At 68.0% G+C, this 16762-nt stretch carries 12 protein-coding genes; 8 read left to right on the top strand and 4 right to left on the bottom strand.

Annotated elements, in window-relative coordinates; all coding sequences use genetic code 11:
* Nucleotides 1-5: 5 nt before the first annotated feature.
* The 3 genes from ACFJI2_RS30605 (at nucleotide 6) to ACFJI2_RS30595 (ending at nucleotide 2751) form a co-directional block, all read left to right on the top strand.
* A complete protein-coding gene (locus ACFJI2_RS30605) occupies nucleotides 6-1019 on the top strand; it encodes a cyanophycinase (protein WP_377703193.1) in 1014 nt (337 codons plus the stop codon).
* A gap of 44 nt (nucleotides 1020-1063) precedes the next feature.
* Nucleotides 1064-1648: a TetR/AcrR family transcriptional regulator gene (locus tag ACFJI2_RS30600; protein WP_377703192.1), complete on the top strand. Its 585-nt coding sequence runs from the start codon at nucleotides 1064-1066 to the stop codon at nucleotides 1646-1648.
* An 80-nt stretch (nucleotides 1649-1728) separates the two neighbouring features.
* Nucleotides 1729-2751 carry an NADP-dependent oxidoreductase gene (locus ACFJI2_RS30595; protein ID WP_377703191.1) on the top strand — a complete coding sequence of 341 codons (1023 nt, stop codon included), beginning with the start codon at nucleotides 1729-1731 and terminating at the stop codon, nucleotides 2749-2751.
* A gap of 13 nt (nucleotides 2752-2764) precedes the next feature.
* Here ACFJI2_RS30595 and ACFJI2_RS30590 read toward each other — a convergent pair whose 3' ends face one another.
* Nucleotides 2765-3277 carry a YgjV family protein gene (locus tag ACFJI2_RS30590; protein ID WP_377705932.1) on the bottom strand — a complete coding sequence of 171 codons (513 nt, stop codon included), beginning with the start codon at nucleotides 3275-3277 and terminating at the stop codon, nucleotides 2765-2767.
* Nucleotides 3277-5094 (bottom strand): DUF885 domain-containing protein, encoded by a 1818-nt coding sequence (locus ACFJI2_RS30585; RefSeq protein WP_377703190.1) that lies wholly within the window; start codon nucleotides 5092-5094, stop codon nucleotides 3277-3279. The genes ACFJI2_RS30590 and ACFJI2_RS30585 overlap by 1 nt, the downstream gene beginning before the upstream one ends.
* Nucleotides 5095-5214: 120 nt before the next feature.
* Here ACFJI2_RS30585 and ACFJI2_RS30580 point away from each other — a divergent pair, with 120 nt between their 5' ends.
* The 3 genes from ACFJI2_RS30580 (at nucleotide 5215) to ACFJI2_RS30570 (ending at nucleotide 8463) form a co-directional block, all read left to right on the top strand.
* Nucleotides 5215-6978, top strand: a complete 1764-nt coding sequence (locus ACFJI2_RS30580) for a tetratricopeptide repeat protein (RefSeq protein WP_377703189.1) — start codon at nucleotides 5215-5217, stop codon at nucleotides 6976-6978.
* 92 nt (nucleotides 6979-7070) lie between these two features.
* On the top strand, nucleotides 7071-7817 hold the full coding sequence (locus ACFJI2_RS30575) for a 3-oxoacyl-ACP reductase family protein (protein ID WP_377703188.1): 747 nt from the start codon (nucleotides 7071-7073) through the stop codon (nucleotides 7815-7817).
* Nucleotides 7818-7869: 52 nt separating this feature from the next.
* Nucleotides 7870-8463 carry a TetR/AcrR family transcriptional regulator gene (locus ACFJI2_RS30570; RefSeq protein ID WP_377703187.1) on the top strand — a complete coding sequence of 198 codons (594 nt, stop codon included), beginning with the start codon at nucleotides 7870-7872 and terminating at the stop codon, nucleotides 8461-8463.
* Here the strand turns inward: ACFJI2_RS30570 and ACFJI2_RS30565 are convergent.
* Nucleotides 8423-9898, bottom strand: coding sequence for a tetratricopeptide repeat protein (locus tag ACFJI2_RS30565; protein ID WP_377703186.1), 1476 nt, complete (start codon nucleotides 9896-9898; stop codon nucleotides 8423-8425). The two genes, ACFJI2_RS30570 and ACFJI2_RS30565, sit on opposite strands and share 41 nt — an antisense overlap.
* A 140-nt stretch (nucleotides 9899-10038) precedes the next feature.
* Here ACFJI2_RS30565 and ACFJI2_RS30560 point away from each other — a divergent pair, with 140 nt between their 5' ends.
* The gene (locus tag ACFJI2_RS30560; protein WP_377703185.1) at nucleotides 10039-11391 is read left to right on the top strand and encodes a diguanylate cyclase domain-containing protein; all 1353 of its coding nucleotides are present in this window, start codon (nucleotides 10039-10041) and stop codon (nucleotides 11389-11391) included.
* Nucleotides 11392-11457: 66 nt separating this feature from the next.
* On the opposite strand, the gene ACFJI2_RS30555 is transcribed toward ACFJI2_RS30560, so the two are convergent.
* Nucleotides 11458-13716: a pectinesterase family protein gene (locus ACFJI2_RS30555; protein WP_377703184.1), complete on the bottom strand. Its 2259-nt coding sequence runs from the start codon at nucleotides 13714-13716 to the stop codon at nucleotides 11458-11460.
* Nucleotides 13717-13943: 227 nt separating this feature from the next.
* Between ACFJI2_RS30555 and ACFJI2_RS30550 the strand changes: the two genes are divergently transcribed.
* Nucleotides 13944-16760, top strand: a complete 2817-nt coding sequence (locus ACFJI2_RS30550) for a TonB-dependent receptor plug domain-containing protein (protein WP_377703183.1) — start codon at nucleotides 13944-13946, stop codon at nucleotides 16758-16760.
* Nucleotides 16761-16762 lie beyond the last annotated feature (2 nt).

The raw sequence follows: 16762 nt of genomic DNA, 5'->3' as shown, positions 1-16762 counted from the left end.
CTCTGATGCGCGCACCTTTCCTTCGCGGTCTGCTGTCTGCCCTGTCCATCTCCCTGCCGGCGCTGCTCTTGCCGCTCCAGGCATGGGCTGCCAAACCCTACGACTACGCCGTGGTGGGCAATCCCGCCGACGTGACGCGGCCCAAGCCGGCCCTGCCCGCACTGGTGCTGATGGGCGGCGGGCCGGACGTGGACGACGCCTTCAAGTGGATGATCCAGAAGTCCGGCGGCGGCAACTTCGTCATCCTGCGCGCGCGCGGCACGGACGCCTACAACCCTTATGTGTACGCGATGGGCGGCGTCAGTTCGGTGGAAACCATCGTCATCCCCAGCCGCGAAGCCGCCAGCGATCCCTTCGTGATTGCGCGCATCCAGGGCGCCGAGGCGCTGTTCATCGCCGGCGGCGACCAGAGCGACTATGTCAAATTCTGGAAAGGCACGCCGGTGCAGACGGCTATCGAGGCGCTGGCCACCCGCAACATCCCCATCGGCGGCACCAGCGCGGGCCTGTCGGTCATGAGCAAGTTCTCGTTCACTGCGCTGAACGGCTCCATCACCTCGGACGCCGCGCTGGCCAATCCCTTCAGCAAGGACATCACGCTGGGGCGCGATTTCCTGTCCCTGCCCGACATGGGCGGCCTGATCGCCGATCCGCACCTGGACGCGCGCGACCGCATGGGCCGCCTGGTCACTTTCATGGCGCGCATCGTCAACGACGGCTGGGCCAGCGGCGTGCACGGCGTGGGCGTGGACGTGGAAACGGCGCTGCTGGTGGAAGGCGGCAACGCCACCCGCGTGGGCGCCGGCTCGGCCTACTTCCTGCGCACGGTGGGCCTGCCGGAAGTCTGCAAACCGAAAACCCCGCTCACCTACCGCAACATCACCACCCAGCGCCTGTCCGGCAGCGGCGTGTTCGACATGCGCAACTGGGCCAGCTACGACGGCGGCACCGTCAACTACAGCATCTCGGCCGTCAACGGCGTGCTCACGTCCACCCAGCCCGGTGGTTCGGTCTACTAGCACGGACACTAGACGACCGGTCTAATTGCTGCTAGCATGGGGCCATGAACACTGCCATCGACCTTCGCCAGCACATTCTCGACACCGCCAAGCCGCTCATGCTGCGCAAAGGCTTCACGGCGGTCGGCCTGACCGAACTACTGGCCGCCGCCGGCATACCGAAGGGTTCCTTCTACCACTACTTCGCGTCCAAAGAAGCGTTCGGCGAAGCGCTGCTGAGCTGGTATTTCTCCACCCACCTGGCCCAGCTCGACAGTTTGCTGGAGCGTCCGGCGCCTGCGGCCGAGCGCCTGATGGATTACTGGGAGTACTGGCTGGCTTCGCATGCCGGCACGGAACCGGAGGCGAAATGCCTGGCGGTAAAACTGAGCGCGGAGGTGTCCGACTTGTCCGAGCGCATGCGTGCTGAACTGGACCAGGGTACGCAGGCCATTATCCGGCGGGTAGCCGCCTGCATCGCCGCCGGCAAGGAAGACGGTTCGCTGCCGGCCACGCTGGACGAACAGGCCGTCGCCATGACGCTCTACCAGACCTGGCTGGGCGCCAGCCTGATGGAAAAGATCAGCCGGCATCGCGCGCCGCTGGATACGGCCATGGCCAGCACGCGGCAATTGCTGCAGTTGAGCTAAGCAGGACCAGCGGGGCGCGGCGCGCCCTTTCTTTCACCCACCGATTAGACGACCGGTCTAATACAATCAAGGAGCAGAACATGACGCAATATGCCAACCGCAGCATCGTCCTCGCCGCCCGCCCGCAGGGCGCGCCCACGCCGCAGGATTTCCGCCTGCAGCAAGGCACCGCGCCCGAACCGGCCGAAGGCCAGGTGCTGCTGCGCACCCTGTACCTGTCACTGGACCCGTATATGCGCGGCCGCATGAACGAAGGCGCGGCGTATGCGCCGCCGCTCGCGCTGGGCAGCGTGATGGTGGGCGGCACCGTCAGCCGCGTCGTTGCATCGCGCCATCCGCGCTTCCGCGAGGGCGAACTGGTGCTGGGCGCGTCCGGCTGGCAGGACTATGCGCTGTCGGACGGCGCCGACCTCACGCCGCTGGGCGATATCGCCCGCCCCTCCTATGCCCTGAGCGTACTTGGCATGCCCGGCTTCGCGGCGTACCACGGCCTGCTGCACATCGGCCAGCCCAGGGCCGGTGAAACCGTGGTGGTAGGCGCGGCCAGCGGCGCGGTGGGCGCGGTCGTGGGGCAGATCGCCAGGATCAAGGGCGCGCGCGTGGTTGGCATCGCCGGCGGGGCGGACAAATGCGCTTACGTGGTCGACGAACTCGGCTTCGATGCCTGCGTGGACCGCAACGATCCCCGCTTCGCCGCGCTGCTGGCCGCCGCCTGCCCGGATGGCATCGACGTCTACTTCGAGAATGTCGGCGGCGCGGTATTCGACGCCGTGCTGCCGCTGTTGAACGACAACGCCCGCGTGCCCGTGTGCGGCTTCATCGCCCACTACAACGAACGCGAGCTGCCGCCCGGCCCGAACCGCGTGCCGCTGCTGATGGCCACACTGCTGAACAAGCGCGTGCGCATGCAGGGCTTCATCATCCTGGACCACTACGCGGACGGCTACGCAGCCTTCCAGCGCGACATGGGCGCCTGGGTGGCCGAGGGCAGCGTCAAGCTGCGCGAAGACCTCACCGACGGCCTGGAGCACGCACCGCGCGCACTGATCGGTCTGCTGGAAGGCCGGAATTTCGGCAAGGTGGTGGTGCGCGTGGCGGAATGAGGGCGGCGCCCTTTCAGGCGGCCTGCGCGCGCGCCTGGCGCGTCAGGCGCCAGATCGTTACTGAATTCACGGCCGCGATCACCACTTCCAGCGCGGTGCCGCCGATGGAACCGGCAATGATGTTATTGGCGATCCACAAGCAGGTTCCGCACAGCATCACCAGGCGCATGGCCACGCCCTGCAGCTGGAACAGCGCGTAGGTGCCCAGGCAGGACGCGGCCAGCGGCAGCCAGTCGCTGGGCTGCTTTGCCAGCGCCAGTCCCAGCGCCAGGTTGGCCGCGATAACGCCGGCCATCACCCACTTGGAGCGGGTGCGCAGCGCCAGCAGGGAACGCAGCAGCGACATGGTGGAACTGGCCACCGCCGTCGGATTGCCGAGCAAGGCGAAGTGCAGCACGTAGGCCAGGCACTCGCCGGCCATGAACAGCTTTAAGCGGCGGTCGTCCGTCTGCAGGAAAGAGCCAACGCCCAGCACGAACGCCACGTAGCCGACGCACTGCGCCGGCGAGAACCAGTCTATCGCCATCACGATGCCGCCTTGCCCGCGCCGGCTTCGGCTATCCACTGGTCGACGATCTTCGCCAGAACGTCCATCGGCACCGAGCCAGCGCGCAGCACCACGTCGTGGAAGGCGGGCAGCGTGAAGCGCGGACCCAGCGCGGCGCGCGCTTTCTCGCGCAGTTCAAGGATGCGCAGCATGCCGAGCAAATAGGAGCAGGCCTGGCCGGGGTTGGCGACGTAGCGGTCCACTTCGGAGGCCGGCATGCCGTAGTCGATGGCTTGCTGGCGCGTCCAGCCCTTGGTATGCAGGCCAGTGTCGACCACCAGCCTGCGAGCGCGGAACAGCTGCTCTGACAAGCCGCCCAGCATGCCCACGGTGTCGCCGTCGTACCAGCCCTGTTCCATGGCCAGCTGCTCCACGTACAAGGCCCAGCCTTCGCTGTTGGCGCTGCCGCCGCTGAAGATGCGGCGCGCGCGGTACTTCGGCAGGTCCGTCATCTCCTGCTGCAGCGCGATCTGGAAGTGGTGGCCCGGCACGCCTTCGTGGTAGGACAGGGTGCGCATCACCACCATCTCGTATTCGGGGCCGGGCAGCGGCATCCAGAACACGCCGGGGCGGCTGCCGTCGGGCGCGGGGGCGCTGTAGCGCGCCGAGCCGGTGGCTTCGGTGAGCGCCGGTTCGCGCCGCACTTCAATCGGCGCGCGCGGCTTCAGGTTGAACAGGGCCGTGCTGCGCTGCTCGGCGTCGCGCACCAGTTCCGCATAGCGCGCCAGGATGGCGGGTCGCGGGTCGGGATCGGCCGGCGGCTGCAGCGATTTATCCAGTTTCACCATGCGCTGCTGGATGCTGCCGTCGGCAAAGCCGAGCTGGCGCAGGTATTTGTCCATCTCCGCTTCGATGCGCGCCACCTCGCGCAAGCCGATGGCATGCACCTCGTCCGCCTTCAGGCTGGTGCCGGCGTTGCGCGCCAGCAGATAGTCGTAGGCGGCGGCGCCGTTGGGCAGGCGCGAGATGCCCGCTTCGCTGCCGGTGCGCGGATGCAGCCCGGCCAGCATGGCTTGCACGCGCGCATAGGCGGGGCGGATGCGCTGGCCGACGATGCGGGTGGCGCGCGCGATGGCGGCGCTGCGCGCCTGCGGCGACAGGTCTTTCAGTCCGGCGCTGCGTTCGGCCAGCGACGTGACCAGCATGTTCTGGTCAGGATCGGGCTTGAGGAAGGCGTCCACCTGCCCTTGCGCCTTTTCCAGGATGAAGCGCGGCGGCAGCAGCGAACGCGCGGCGGCGGCGCGCGCCAGCGCCACCGCTTCGTCCAGCCGCAGCGGAATCTGTTCCAGGCGCGCCAGGTAGCTGTCCACGTCGGCGGCCCGGCGCATCGGATGGATCTGGGTCATCAGGCGCGGCAGGCCCACCTGCGGGCCGCTCAATTGGGAGAAGATGAACAGGTGGTCCTGGAAGGGGCGGCCGGCCAGCTCGTTGGCCAGCGTCCAGCGCATGGTTTCGGCCGAGGCGCGCTGGGTGGCGGTGAGCGGACCGGCCAGGAAGGTCTTCAGCCTGGCCAGGCCGCTGCGCGCCAGCGCGGCCTGCTTGTCGCGCGCGGCCTGCGTGACGGGTGCCAGGCGCGCGTCCAGACGGTCCTGCTCGGCGCCGGTGAAATACTGGCTGGCAGTGGCGTACTCGGGGTTCAGTCGCATGTAGTCCGCCGCGAACGCTTCCGACCAGGTGTCGAACGCGGCGCTGGCAGGCGCACTGCGCGCGGGCGGCGCGGCCGGCACGGCGGCTGCGGGCGCGCCGGCAACATACATGGCGAGCGGCAGCAATGCGGCGGCGAAACGAGGGGACATGGTGGCCTTTCAATTGGACTGAGCCCGCTATTTTGCCTTGCCTTTGCCCTGTGCGCACCTAAACTCTATAGGTCCAATCCGAAAAATCGAGGAGGCACCATGCTTTGCTCACGCACTATCATGGCCACCGCCCTGCTGTCGCTGTGCCCGGTGGCGCTCACGCAGGCGGAACGTCCCGGAGCGGGATTCGATCCCCTGTTCGACCAGGCCATGTGCACGCCGGCCCAGGCCGGCCGTCCGCCGCTGCTGCTGGCCATGCTGGCCGCGCAGACTGAAACAGCGCCCTTCCGCGCCACCCAGCAGGAGCGCAAACCGGCAGCGGCAGGCGATCCGCCCCTGTACGGCAATCTCGGCAGCCTGCACCTGCAGATCAGCACATCCAGTCCCAAAGCCCAGGCATATTTCGACCAGGGCCTGCGCCTGGTGTTCGCCTTCAATCACGCCGAGGCGGCGCGCGCCTTCCGCGCAGCCCAGCGCCACGATCCGGACTGCGCCATGTGCTACTGGGGCGAAGCCCTGGTGCTGGGCCCCAACATCAACGCCCCCATGTTCCCGGAAGCGGCGGCGCCCGCTGCAGCCGCGGCAGCCAACGCAGTCAGCCGCGCCGCGCGCGCCACGCCGCCCGAGCAGGCGCTGATCCGGGCCGTGGCCCAGCGCTACCAGGCCACGCCGCCTGCCGAGCGCGCCCCGCTGGACCAGGCCTATGCCGCCGCCATGACGGAAGCGGCGCACGCCTTCCCCAACCACGACACCATCCAGGTGCTGTTCGCCGAAGCGCTGATGGACCTGTCGCCATGGGATTACTGGGAAGCGGCGGGCACACGCGGCAAGGGCCGCACGCCGGAAATGGTCGATGCGCTGGAGCGCGTACTCGAACGCAACCCCACCCATCCGGGCGCGGTCCACTACTACATCCACGCCATGGAAGCGTCCAGCCACCCGGACAAGGCGCTGCCCTACGCGCGCACGCTGGCGCGCCAGATACCGGGCGCCGGCCACATCGTGCACATGCCTTCGCATATCTACTACCGCGTGGGCCTGTACAAGGAAGCGCTGCAGTCCAACCTGGACGCCATCGCCATCGACGAGAAGTATTTCAGCAAGGCCGACAGCGACCCTGTCTACAAGGGCGCCTACTATCCGCACAACATCCACTTCGCCATGGTGTCCGCACTGATGGGCGGCGACGGGCCGAGCGCGCTCGCTGCCGCCGCCCGGCTGGACAAGGCCGTCCCGGCGGACTCGCTGGCCGCTTTCGGCGTGCTGCAGCCGGTGAAGGCGGCGCCCTATTTCTCGCATGTGCAGTTCAGCAGCCCGGACCAGCTGATCGCCCTGCCCGCGCCCGACCCGCAGCATGTGCTGGTGCGCGCCATGTGGCATTACGCGCGCGCCATCGGCTATGCGCGCAAGGGCATGCAGGCCGAAAGCCAGAAGGAGATCGACGCGCTGGCGGCCATCGAGCGCAATGGTGATTTCAAATCCATCACCAGCTGGGGCGTGCCGGCGCCGGACATCGTGCACGCGGCACGCGCCGTGGCCACCGGCCGCCTGGCCGAGGCGCGCGGAGACCTGCCGGGCGCCATCAAGGCCTATGAAGAAGGCGTGGCGGTGCAGGACAGCCTGCCCTATACCGAGCCGCCGTACTGGTACTACCCGGTGCGCCAGTCGCTGGGGGCGGCGCTGCTGCGCGCCGGCCGGCTGGACGAAGCGGAGAACGCCTTCCGCACCTCGTTCGCGCGCACGCCGAGCAACGGCTGGGCCTTGCGCGGGCTGATGGAGGTGTACCGCAAGCGCGGCGACCAGGCCGCACTGGCCGCCGCGCAGAAGCGCTTCGACGCGACATGGCTGGGGCGCAAGGAAGGGCCGGACTTATCACGTTTATAAGGACGAAAATAGTTATTGACCAAACTATCCAAAACAAACTACACTCGGGCCAGTTCTTGACAATTCAGTCCAGAACCAACCCGGAGGTAGTGATGAAACAAGCAAACTCAGCAAAAGCAATCAAAGCGGCATTGGTCACCGGCGGTTCGCGCGGCATAGGCGCGGCTATTGTGGAACGGCTGGCCCGTGACGGCGCGGCAGTGGCGTTCACCTATGCATCGTCGGAAACGGCCGCGCTGGACCTGGCGGCGAAAATCGAAGCGGCCGGCGGCCGCGCGCTGGCCATCAAGGCCGACAGCGCCGACGAAGCCCAGCTGCGCGCCGCCGTGAACCGCACGGTGGACGCCTTCGGCTCGCTGGACATCCTGGTCAACAGCGCCGGCGTACTGGAGATGGCGCCGGTGGAGACCTTCGCCATCGCGCAACTGGACCGCAGCTACGCCGTCAATGTGCGAGGCGCCTTTATCGCCATCCAGGAAGCGCTGCGCCACATGCAGGCCGGCGGCCGCATCGTCACCATCGGCAGCATCACCGCAGCGCGCGCCGGCTTCGCAGGCAGCAGTGTGTACGCGATGAGCAAGGGCGCCCTGGCCTCCATGGTGCGCGGCATCGCCATCGACGTCGCGCAGCGCGGCATCACCATTAACAATGTGCAGCCCGGCCCCACCCAGACCGACATCGTGCCCGCCGAATATGTCGACGCGCTGGTCAACATGCTGCCGGTGGGCCGCCTGGGCAAGCCGGAGGAAATTGCTGGCATGGTGGCATACCTGGTCTCGCCCGAGGCGGGCTACGTGACGGGCGCCAGCCTCACCATGGACGGCGGCATGACCGCCTGACCGCGTGCCCTCTGCCCTATAATGGCGGCCTCCCCAGAACCGATTGCATCCCATGGCCCGACCCAAGGCATTTGACCGAGACACCGCGCTGCTGCGCGCCATCGCACTGTTCCGCAACAAGGGCTATGCCGGCGCATCCACGGACGAGCTGCTGGGCGCCATGGGCATCGGCCGCCAGAGCATGTACGACACTTTCGGCGACAAGCGCGGCCTGTACCTGGCCGCGCTGGAACGCTACAACACGGACAACGTGGCGGCCTTCGTGCAAGATCTGGACGCGGGCGGCACGCCGCTGCGCGGGCTGGAAGGCGCGCTGCGAGGATTCGCCCACCGTGCGGGGGCGGCGGCCGAGGGCTGCATGGGCATAGGCGCGGTACTGGAGTTCGGCCTGTCCGACGCGGAAGTGACCGCGCTGACCGGGAGCAGCTCCGGCACGCTGCTCGCCGCGCTGGAGCGCCAGCTGCGCAGTGCGGCGGCCGCCGGCGAAGTGGCGCCCGACCTGGATGTGCAGGCCGCCGCCGCTTTCATTGCATCCGCCCTGGCCGGCATGCGCGTGGCCGCGCGCGGCGGCGCAAGCGTGGCCGCGCTGGAGCAGACCGCGCGCTTTACCGTGCAGGCGCTGCGGCCGGCTTCGCGGCCGGCTTGAGCACCGCGTCCACGCGCACCTTGTCCTGCGCGGTCAGCTGCGGCGCCACCGCCTTCAGCGCCGCGTCGGCGTCGGCGTAGCCGGACGATTTGGCCAGGCTGAACCAGACGTAGGCCAGCGCCATGTCCTTGCTGCCGCCCTGCCCTTCCATTGTCATCACCGCCAGGTTGAACATGGCGTCCGCCTGCCCCTGCCTGGCCGCTTCGTTGAACAGCTTGCGCGCGGTCGGATAGTCCTGCGGCACCAGCTTGCCTTCGTAGAAGTAGGTGCCCAGCGCGCCCTCGGCGGCAGGATGGCCTTTGACGGCGGCCTGCTTGTACAGCCCGATGGCGCGCTGCTGGTCCACCGCCACGCCCTGGCCCAGGTCATACATGCGCGCGGCGGCGTACGTCGCTTCCACGTGGCCGGCCTTGGCGGCAGCGCTGAAATAGGCGCCCGCCAGCTTGTAGTCCTGCGGCAGGCCGTCGTCGCCCGTGTAGTACAAGCGGCCCAGCTCGAACAGCGCCGGCACATAGCCCTCTTCACCCGCTTCCTGCAGCCGCGCGCGCGCCTGCGCCACGTCCTTGCGGCCGCCGAAACCGGTCAGGTAGGCCACGCCCAGCATGCTGGCTGCCGGCGCATAGCCCACTTCCGCCGCCTTGGCGTACCACTTGCGCACTTCGGCCGCGTCCTTCGGCACGCCGATGCCGAGCAGGTTCATTTTTGCCAGCAGCATGATGGCCTCCACCCGCTCATTGATCATGTCGGGGTTGGCGGGATCGAACTTCAAGCGGTCGAAGGTGGGGTGGTAGCGCGTGTCCACCACCTGCTGCAGCCAGTAGACGGCCTGCCTGGCGTCGCGCGGCGTGCCCATGCCGTACAAGTACATTTTCCCCAGCATCAGCGCGGCCGCGTCGTAGCCGATCTTGTCGTAGGCCGCCTTGAACTGGGCCATGGCGGTGGCGTAGTCCTGCCGGTCCAGCGCGGCGAACGCAGTGGTCAGCGTCTTGTCCTTGCGCAGGATGCGGTTGCGGCCCGCAGCGAAGCGCATGTCGGACTGGCCGCAGCCCACACTGCTGCCGCCGAAGGAGTCGGCCGGCGCCGCGAAGCCGGCGGAGGGACGGCCGTCCGGGCCTTTGGACGCATCGCCGTCGGGGCTGCGGTCATTGAAGTACTCAGCCGGGTCGGCCAGCGTGCCGGTGTGGTTGAAATCGCTCATGTAGCGCAGCATCACGTCGTCGTCATTGCTGCTGTAGCCGCTCATGAAGGCGCAAGAGGACGCCAGGCTGCGCGACAGGACTTTGCTCTTCGCCGCAATGACCTCGCTCGCGTCGCCGGCCGCGCCGCGCTGCCCCTTGACGGTGACCTTGGCGTCCGGCGCCTGCTGGGCGCAAGTGAAGGCCGGCAGCGCCAGCAGCGCGGCCAGCAGCAGTTTCGGCGTGCAGAAAGACTTCATCGTCGGCTTCCTCGTGGATTGGGAATGGATGGCGGCCTTCGATGCTAGCGCGTTCCGCGCCCGCCGGGTAATCAATCCCTTGATCGCTTTGCAACAACGGCGGCGCTACCGCAAACGAAAAGGGACTAGAATGGCTTCCTATGAATCCGCTAGTCAGCGCCCCTGTCGCCAGCTTCACCGATCTCCTGCTCGACGCCGTCTGCATGGTCGACGCGGGCGGACGCTTCGTTTTCGTCAGCGCCGCGTGCGAGCGCATCTTCGGCTACCGGCAGGATGAAATGGTGGGCCTGGCGATGATAGACCTGGTCCATCCCGGCGACCGCGAACGCACGCTGGCGGCCGCGCGCCGCATCATGGACGGCCAGCCCAACTCGCAGTTCGAAAACCGCTACGTGCGCAAGGATGGCAGCGTGGTTCACATCATGTGGACGGCGCGCTGGTCCGAGGCCGACCAGCTGCGCGTGGCGGTGGCGCGCGACATCACGGCACGCAAGCAGGCGGAGGCGATGCAAGCGGCGCTGTACGCCATCTCCGAGGCGGCGCACACCGCCGAAGACCTGCCGGCCCTGTACCAGCGCATGCACCACATCATCGGCGAGCTGCTGCCGGTGCAGTCCTTTGCCGTGGTACTGCGCGACGCGCCGGACGAATCGCTGTACTTTGCCTATCACGCCAACGCGAGCGGCCCGGAATCGGATGCGCAGCTGGCCGTGCTGCTGTGCGAGGAGGCATTGCGCAGCAACCGGCCGCTGCGCGTGGCGCCGGACACGCTGGCGGCGCTGCCGCCCGCGCTGCTGGCTGCGGCGCGCCCGGATCACGGCTGCTGGATGGGCGTGCCGCTCACCACGCCGCAAGGCACCATCGGCGCGCTGGTGCTGCGCGACGCGCCCGCCGGCGCCGGCTGCGCAAGCTATACCGACGAGCACCAGGAGCTGCTGCTGTTCGTTTCGGCCCAGGTGGCTACCGCCATCCAGCGCAAACAGCTGGAGGCACGCCTGCACTTCATGGCCCAGCACGACGAGCTGACGCAGCTGCCGAACCGGCGCCTGTTCCATGACCGCCTGGGTACGGCCATCGCGCGCGCCGAGCGGCACCAGGGCCGCCTGTCGCTGCTGTTCATCGACCTGGATAAATTCAAGCTGGTCAACGACCTGTACGGCCACACCGCGGGCGACCAGCTGCTGCAAACCGTGGCGCGCCGCATCCAGGACTGCGTGCGCCATGCCGATACGGTGGCCCGCATCGGGGGCGACGAGTTCGTGGTGGTGCTCGAGCAGGTATCGAGGCCCGAGTTCGCGGCGCTGGTGAAAGAAAAAATCCACGCGGTGCTGGCCGCGCCCATCGACCTGGGCGAAGGGCGCATGCTGCAAGCGACTGCGAGCGTGGGCGTTGCCCACTATCCCGAGCACGGCGCCGACATGGCGCAGCTGCTGCGCCACGCCGACCAGGCCATGTACGCTGCCAAGCAGAAGCCGGAACAATCGGCGGCTTGAGCAGGCGCGCGGTTGCGCCGGTATGCGCGCTCGCGTGCACGCGCCGCCTGATCCGCCTTGTCCACCTTAAGGCGCAGGGTTCCAGCCGCTGCCGCCGCCGTAATCCGCAAAGATGGCCGCGCGGCTGCCGAATTGCGCGGCCGCTTCCTGCGCAGTGAGCAAGCGCACATGGCGGCGCGCGCTCAAGTCCAGCGGCTTGCCATCCATATCCATGCTGCCGTACTCGCGCCAGCCGGCAACCGCCGTGCCTTGTGCCGGATTCGGCGCCGGCTGCCTGCCCACGCCCTTGCCCGCCCAGCCGGACGGCGCGATATGCGCATCCATTTTGCAGTTGATGAAAGCCACATGGTCCCAGGCCGTTTCGTAGCCCGCGCTGCGCGCCAGCCAGGTGACGCCATCCGGCACGCTGTTGCCGGCGGGGCCGGGGCCGCGCGTCAGGCGGCTGTTCAGGAACACGAAGCCCTTGTCGCGCGCGCCTACCGTGCGCGCCTGCAGCAGGTAGCCGCCGCCGTTCGGATTGCCGCTGTCGCCCACGGTGCGCAACTCGCTGTCCTCGAACAGCGCCGCATGGTTGTTGCCCCATACGTAATCGACATTGCCGGCGATGAGCGAACGGTAGAACCAGGCGTAGCCTTTCACCTGCACGGTGTCCTGCTCGCTGTACAGGCTGGCGTTCTTCACGGCCAGCCGCCCCTCGCTGCTGAAGAACAGCGCTTCGGCCTGGCCGCCGGTGGGCGAGGCGCGCAGTGCGCTGTTGCGCAGGGTGAGCGTGTCCAGCGTCAGCAAATCGGCATCCTCCACCAGGAACAGCGCGCGCCCGCCGCCGATGGCCGGCGCGTCCTCCGCCTGCGCCGCGCCGGACCCGGGATTGATGCCGTCGCTGTTGATGGCGTCGATCACCACGCCGTCGCGGCTCTGGCCGCGCAGCGTGACGGCGTTCCTGCCGCGCAGGTACAGCAGTTCCTGGTAGCGGCCGTCGCGGATGTCGATGGTGACGGGATGCGCGCCCTGCGGCTGCTGCATTACGTGGTTCAGCGCGCCCTGCACGGTGCGGAAGTCGGCCGCGCCGTCGTCGTCCACGGTGATGGCCGCACGCTGCGGCACGGCGCTGCGGGTCCGGAAACTCCAGCCGTCTTCGCGCGCGACGCCGCCAAAGGTCCGGCCGCCCATTGCGCCATTGAACACGCCGTTGTCCACGGTCACATAGTATTCCTCGCCGGGCTGCAGGCGCGCGCTGTGCAGGTGGATGATGGCGTTGCGGCCTTCGATGGCAATCGGCTGTCGGCGCACGGCGCGCCGGTATGGCTGGCCCTCGTAGCCCAGCACATCATATTCGTCGGCCACGCGGATGGTGTCGGCCAGCGCGTTGTCGCGCTTGCGCAGCACGCGGATGGCGCCGCCCGTCCCCAGCACCGGCGGCTGGTCGAAGCGCAGCCGCAAGGGCGTGTCGTAGGGGACGCCGCGCTCGCCCGGCTCCGGCGCCGTCGCGCCGCGCAGCGCCTGGGCGATTCCCCCGCCAAGTGCACGCGGCGCCGCCTGCGGAGGCGCTTCCACTACCACCTCCACCACGCTGAAGGCGTTCGGGTCCTGCGGGCTGGCCAGCGTCAGCGTGGTGGCGCCGGGCGCCAGCGGTGTGAGCGCCAGGTTGCCATCGTCCGCGTCCACGCGCAGCAGCGCGGCATCGCCGCTGCGGGCGGCGAAGGGCAGGCGCGCGCTGTCGTCGGGCCGTAGCGCGCTGACCTGCAGCCGCACCGGCGCCTCGCCGGCCTGCAGGCGCAGCCGCTGCGGCGCACGTGCCAGTGCGATGCGGGCCGGCTTGAGCGCCGCGTCGCCGGTCGCTGGCGCGCTGGCCTCGAACGCCACGCCGCTGGCCATGACGCCGGCGGCGCCGGCCTGCGGCAACGCCTGGTCCGCCACGCTGGTGATCTTCTCCCCGTTCAGGTAGACGGACAGCGTGGCGCCCGCCATTTCCAGCCGCACCGCGTACAGGCGGCCGTCGCCGGCCGCCTCGCGGCCGAACTGCTTCAGGCGCGTCAGCGCGCCATCCTGCATGCGCACGATTTCCACCTGCATGCGCTTGCCGCCTGCGGCAAACGCCAGGCCCGCGCCATACCAGTTGGCAGGGTCCCGATACCGGCCCACCACATAAAACTGCCCCGCCCCGGCCTGCGCCGGACGGAAGCGGCTTTCAACGTAGCTGTCGGCACCCGGCGCCGCCTGCGCCAGCTGCACCGCACCGGGCGGAACCGGCGCCAGGTCCGGGTTTTGGGCGGCTGCAGGGCCGACGGCAAGCATGAAGAAGTAGGGCAAAAGACGGCTGGTCATCGCGGCTCCTGAAGGGTGAGCGGCCAGAATACCGCAACCGGCCTGACCAATCAACACCAACGATTTTCATAGCGCAATCATTCATTTTCATGAGCAATGTCGTGATTTTTCGACAAATTTACAAAATAATGTTTGCGCAATCATACGTTCTCAAGCATGCTTTGGAAAATCTGGTCAGGCCAATAAACTTGCGGCCTGACCAGCACAAAAATACTACAGGAGACCTTATGACCCGCAGCAAGCACTTGCAGTGCCGCCTGGCGCTGTCCGCCATTTCCATGGCAGTCCTCACCCTGGCCAACAGCGCGTCCGCGCAGAGCGCCGGCGACAGCATGACCCGCGTTGAAATCACCGGTTCGTCGATCCGCAAGGTGGCCGCCGAAAACGCCCTGCCGCTGACCACCATCAACGCCGAGGAGCTGGTTGCGCGCGGCTTGACCACCATGTCCGAAGTGGCCACGTCGCTTACCGTGGGCGCCACCAATGAACCGGTGGGCGGCGGCGGCGGCGGCACGCAAATCAACCTGCGCGGGCTCAATACCAACCGCTCGCTGGTGCTGCTCAATGGCCGCCGGCTGCCCAACGAAGCCATCGGCGACAGCTCGATCAACGTCGACGTGATGCCAATGAGCGCCGTCGAACGGGTCGAAGTGCTGCGCGACGGCGCTTCGTCCATCTACGGCACGGACGCCATCGCGGGTGTGGTCAACTTCATCACCAAGCGCACCTTCAAGAACACCACCATCAGCGGCGGCCTGGTGCAGCCGGAACGCCACGGCGGCGGCGACCAGCGGCGCGTGAGCATCATCTCGGGCTGGGGCGACCTGCAGGAACAGGGCTGGAACGTGTACGCTGCGCTGGACGTGCAAAAGCGCGACTCGCTGCTGCAAAAGGACCGCCCCAACATCAGCGATCCCAACCTGATCGCGCAACTGGGCGGCAATCCCTTCAGCACCAACACTTCCGGCTCCTCCTCCGCGCCGGCCAACTTCACCGTGTACCAGAACGGCAAAGCCACCACGACCACCGGCAACCCCTACTTCGCCGCGGGCTGCAAGGCGCCGTACGACGCGCAGTACACGCTGGCCTCCACCAAGGCCTCCGGCGCCGGCAGCAGGACCTGCATCCTGGACCCGGACCTGTACCCGCAACTGCTGGCCGACGCCATGCAGGCCACGCTGTTCAGCAAAGCTTCGCTGCGCCACGGCGAGGGCAAGCTGCTGACCATGGAACTGCTGGCCACCGAGTCCTACATCGACGCGCTCAATCCGCCGCAGCCCTTCGGCGCGCAAACCGACTACGATAAATACAACCCCGGCCTGCGCAAGCCGCTGTTCATCACCAAGACCAGCAAGTGGTACCCGGGCGGCAGCGGCGGCGTGCCCGCCGTGGCGGGCGTGACCGGCCAGGACCTGGCGCTGACCTGGAGCCTGGACGAGGCCGGCCCCGCCATCACCGATGACCGCCAGCACACCACCCGCATCATCGTGGCGGACGAAGGCGAAGTGATGGGCTGGGACTACCGCGTGGGCATGAACGCCTCGCGCAGCCGGCGCGACGTCAGCTGGAAGAGCGGCTTCTTCACCACCGCCGGCATCTACAAGGGCGTGGCGGACGGCGTGCTGAACCCGTTCGGCAAGCAGGACGCGGCCGGCCAGGCTTACCTGGACAGCATCCGCGCCGACGGCACCACCTACCGCCGCGCCACCGTCGAATATTTCGGTCCCGATTTCAACCTGACGCGCAGCCTGATGCCGCTGGCCGGCGGCTCGCTCGCGCTGGCGGTGGGCGGCGACTGGCACAAGGAAATCTACAACGACGGCACCGATCCGATCGCCAACGAAGTGGTGTACAAGGTGTCCGGCACGCCGAACACCTACCCGAGCGCTTCGCGCACGGTGGCCGGCCTGTACATGGAAATGGACGCGCCGCTGACCAAGACGCTGGACCTGACGGCCGCGGTGCGCGCCGACCATTTCAGCGATTTCGGCAACACCGTCAACCCGAAGCTGAGCGTGCGCTGGCAGCCGGCCCAGGAAGTGATGCTGCGCGGGACCGCCAGCACCGGCTTCCGCGCGCCCACGCTTCCGGAGCTGTACGGCACGCCGCGCACCCGCACCAGTTCCACCGGCAAATGGGACGATCCGCTGCTGTGCCCGAGCGCCACGCCGTCCATTCCCGGCACCGGCTCGGTGACCAAAGACCCGAAATACGCAGGCCTGAACCTGGACCCCACCAAGGTCTGCAACACCACGCTGGTAACGCTGACCGGCGCCAATCCGGACCTCGATCCCGAGAAGGCGCGCACCGTCACCGCCGGCATCGTGCTGGCGCCGGTGAAGAACATGATGGTGTCGTTCGACGTCTGGTCGATCAAGATGAAGGGCACCATCGCGCAGATCGGCGAAGACACCATCTTCAACAACGTGGCCGGCTACAACAACCTGTTCGTGCGCAACCCCGACGGCACGCTGGACTACATCGTGAAGACCCGCCTGAACATGGGCGGCCTGCGCACGCGCGGCATCGACACCAGCATGAGCTACACCTGGCCGAAAACCGACTGGGGCAAGTTCGGCGTGAGCCTGGACGGCACCTATGTGGACCGCTACGAAGGCCAGAACGAAGCGGGCGGCGCATGGATAGACAGCGTGGGCAAGCCGGGTTCGCTGGCCACCGGCGCCACCTCGGCCAATACCTACGTCTACCGCTGGCGCCACAACCTGCGCGCCTCGTGGGCCTACCAGGGCTTTGGCTTGCAGCTCACCCAGGCTTACACTTCGCACTATGAGGACACCAATGCGCTGCCCACCCAGAAGGAAGGCCAGCCCTACTTCAACGTGATCGAGCCCTACATCCTGTACAACCTGACCAGCAGCTACACCATCAAGGAAAAGCTGAAGATCACCTTCGGCATCAACAATCTGCTGGACAAGGACCCGCCGCTGTCCAACCAGCGCCTGGGCTCGCGCGTGGTGTTCGCGCAGAACGTTTCGAAACCAATCGGCCGCGCCTACAACGTGCGCGTGAACTACACTTTCTGATC

It is taken from the genome of Pseudoduganella sp. UC29_71, assembly GCF_042693265.1.
Classification (GTDB): Bacteria; Pseudomonadota; Gammaproteobacteria; order Burkholderiales; family Burkholderiaceae_D; genus Rugamonas.
Note: the sequence above shows the minus strand (reverse complement) of the source record. Positions and strands in the feature narration are given on the sequence as shown.

Coding starts and splice junctions, on each gene's coding strand:
- ACFJI2_RS30605 (WP_377703193.1), top strand. CDS start 6: ATGCGCGCACCTTTCCTTCGCGGTCTGCTGTCTGCCCTGTCCATCTCC.
- ACFJI2_RS30580 (WP_377703189.1), top strand. CDS start 5,215: ATGGCCACCGCCCTGCTGTCGCTGTGCCCGGTGGCGCTCACGCAGGCG.
- ACFJI2_RS30560 (WP_377703185.1), top strand. CDS start 10,039: ATGAATCCGCTAGTCAGCGCCCCTGTCGCCAGCTTCACCGATCTCCTG.
- ACFJI2_RS30575 (WP_377703188.1), top strand. CDS start 7,071: ATGAAACAAGCAAACTCAGCAAAAGCAATCAAAGCGGCATTGGTCACC.
- ACFJI2_RS30550 (WP_377703183.1), top strand. CDS start 13,944: ATGACCCGCAGCAAGCACTTGCAGTGCCGCCTGGCGCTGTCCGCCATT.
- ACFJI2_RS30565 (WP_377703186.1), bottom strand. CDS start 9,898: ATGAAGTCTTTCTGCACGCCGAAACTGCTGCTGGCCGCGCTGCTGGCG.
- ACFJI2_RS30590 (WP_377705932.1), bottom strand. CDS start 3,277: ATGGCGATAGACTGGTTCTCGCCGGCGCAGTGCGTCGGCTACGTGGCG.
- ACFJI2_RS30600 (WP_377703192.1), top strand. CDS start 1,064: ATGAACACTGCCATCGACCTTCGCCAGCACATTCTCGACACCGCCAAG.
- ACFJI2_RS30570 (WP_377703187.1), top strand. CDS start 7,870: ATGGCCCGACCCAAGGCATTTGACCGAGACACCGCGCTGCTGCGCGCC.
- ACFJI2_RS30595 (WP_377703191.1), top strand. CDS start 1,729: ATGACGCAATATGCCAACCGCAGCATCGTCCTCGCCGCCCGCCCGCAG.
- ACFJI2_RS30585 (WP_377703190.1), bottom strand. CDS start 5,094: ATGTCCCCTCGTTTCGCCGCCGCATTGCTGCCGCTCGCCATGTATGTT.
- ACFJI2_RS30555 (WP_377703184.1), bottom strand. CDS start 13,716: ATGACCAGCCGTCTTTTGCCCTACTTCTTCATGCTTGCCGTCGGCCCT.